Source organism: Cystobacter fuscus DSM 2262 (assembly GCF_000335475.2).
Lineage (GTDB): Bacteria > Myxococcota > Myxococcia > Myxococcales > Myxococcaceae > Cystobacter > Cystobacter fuscus.
Window position 1 is genome coordinate 1 of record NZ_ANAH02000043.1, and the last position, 2443, is coordinate 2443.

General features: G+C 52.4%; 1 protein-coding gene. It reads right to left on the minus strand.

Going from position 1 to position 2443, the window contains the following annotated elements:
- Positions 1–1022: 1022 nt before the first annotated feature.
- Positions 1023–1814 (minus strand): ANT(3'')-Ia family aminoglycoside nucleotidyltransferase AadA1, encoded by a 792-nt coding sequence (gene aadA1, locus D187_RS36885; protein ID WP_001206316.1) that lies wholly within the window; start codon positions 1812–1814, stop codon positions 1023–1025.
- Positions 1815–2443 lie beyond the last annotated feature (629 nt).

Here is a 2443-nt window from a genome sequence, read left to right on the forward strand (position 1 = left end):
TGGATGCATCTGCAGGATATCGCGGCCGCTTAATTAACTGGCCTCATGGGCCTTCACTTCACTGCCCGCTTTCCAGTCGGGAAACCTGTCGTGCCAGCTGCATTAACATGGTCATAGCTGTTTCCTTGCGTATTGGGCGCTCTCCGCTTCCTCGCTCACTGACTCGCTGCGCTCGGTCGTTCGGGTAAAGCCTGGGGTGCCTAATGAGCAAAAGGCCAGCAAAAGGCCAGGAACCGTAAAAAGGCCGCGTTGCTGGCGTTTTTCCATAGGCTCCGCCCCCCTGACGAGCATCACAAAAATCGACGCTCAAGTCAGAGGTGGCGAAACCCGACAGGACTATAAAGATACCAGGCGTTTCCCCCTGGAAGCTCCCTCGTGCGCTCTCCTGTTCCGACCCTGCCGCTTACCGGATACCTGTCCGCCTTTCTCCCTTCGGGAAGCGTGGCGCTTTCTCATAGCTCACGCTGTAGGTATCTCAGTTCGGTGTAGGTCGTTCGCTCCAAGCTGGGCTGTGTGCACGAACCCCCCGTTCAGCCCGACCGCTGCGCCTTATCCGGTAACTATCGTCTTGAGTCCAACCCGGTAAGACACGACTTATCGCCACTGGCAGCAGCCACTGGTAACAGGATTAGCAGAGCGAGGTATGTAGGCGGTGCTACAGAGTTCTTGAAGTGGTGGCCTAACTACGGCTACACTAGAAGAACAGTATTTGGTATCTGCGCTCTGCTGAAGCCAGTTACCTTCGGAAAAAGAGTTGGTAGCTCTTGATCCGGCAAACAAACCACCGCTGGTAGCGGTGGTTTTTTTGTTTGCAAGCAGCAGATTACGCGCAGAAAAAAAGGATCTCAAGAAGATCCTTTGATCTTTTCTACGGGGTCTGACGCTCAGTGGAACGAAAACTCACGTTAAGGGATTTTGGTCATGAGATTATCAAAAAGGATCTTCACCTAGATCCTTTTAAATTAAAAATGAAGTTTTAAATCAATCTAAAGTATATATGAGTAAACTTGGTCTGACAGTTATTATTTACCCACCACTTTGGTAATTTCGCCTTTCACGTAATGCACAAATTCTTCCAGCTGATCCGCACGGCTGGCCAGACGATCTTCTTCCTGGCCCAGATACGCCTGACGCGCTTCCAGAATCACCGGCTGATACTGCGCCGGCAGACGTTCCATGGCCCAATCCGCCGCCACATCTTTCGGCGCAATTTTGCCGGTCACCGCGCTATACCAAATACGGCTCAGGGTCAGCACCACGTTGCGTTCATCACCCGCCCAATCCGGCGGGCTGTTCCACAGGGTCAGGGTTTCGTTCAGCGCTTCAAACAGGTCCTGTTCCGGCACCGGATCAAACAGTTCTTCCGCTGCCGGACCAACCAGCGCCACGCTATGTTCACGCGCTTTGGTCAGCAGAATGGCCAGATCGATATCAATGGTCGCCGGTTCAAAAATGCCGGCCAGAATATCGTTACGCTGCCATTCGCCAAACTGCAGCTCACGTTTCGCCGGATAACGCCACGGAATAATGTCATCATGCACCACGATGGTCACTTCCACCGCACGCAGAATTTCGCTTTCACCCGGGCTCGCGCTGGTTTCCAGCAGATCGTTAATCAGCGCACGACGGGTGGTTTCATCCAGACGCACGGTCACGGTCACCAGCAGATCAATATCGCTATGCGGTTTCAGGCCGCCATCCACCGCGCTGCCATACAGATGCACGGCCAGCAGGGTCGGTTCCAGATGACGTTCAATCACGCCCACCACTTCAGACAGCTGGGTGCTCACTTCCGCAATCACCGCTTCACGCATAATGTTCAGTTTGGTTTTCGGACGGCTGCCCTGCTGGGTCACATCGTTGCTGCTCCACAGCATCAGGCAACGGCCCACCGCATAACGCGCCTGCTGTTTGCTCGCACGCGGCATGCTCTGCACGCCAAAAAAGCAATCATAGCACGCCATAAACACCGCCACCGCACCATTACCGCCGCTACGTTCGGTCAGGGTACGGCTCCAATTACGGCTACGCATACTCTTCCTTTTTCAATATTATTGAAGCATTTATCAGGGTTATTGTCTCATGAGCGGATACATATTTGAATGTATTTAGAAAAATAAACAAATAGGGGTTCCGCGCACATTTCCCCGAAAAGTGCCACCTAAATTGTAAGCGTTAATATTTTGTTAAAATTCGCGTTAAATTTTTGTTAAATCAGCTCATTTTTTAACCAATAGGCCGAAATCGGCAAAATCCCTTATAAATCAAAAGAATAGACCGAGATAGGGTTGAGTGGCCGCTACAGGGCGCTCCCATTCGCCATTCAGGCTGCGCAACTGTTGGGAAGGGCGTTTCGGTGCGGGCCTCTTCGCTATTACGCCAGCTGGCGAAAGGGGGATGTGCTGCAAGGCGATTAAGTTGGGTAACGCCAGGGTTTTCCCAG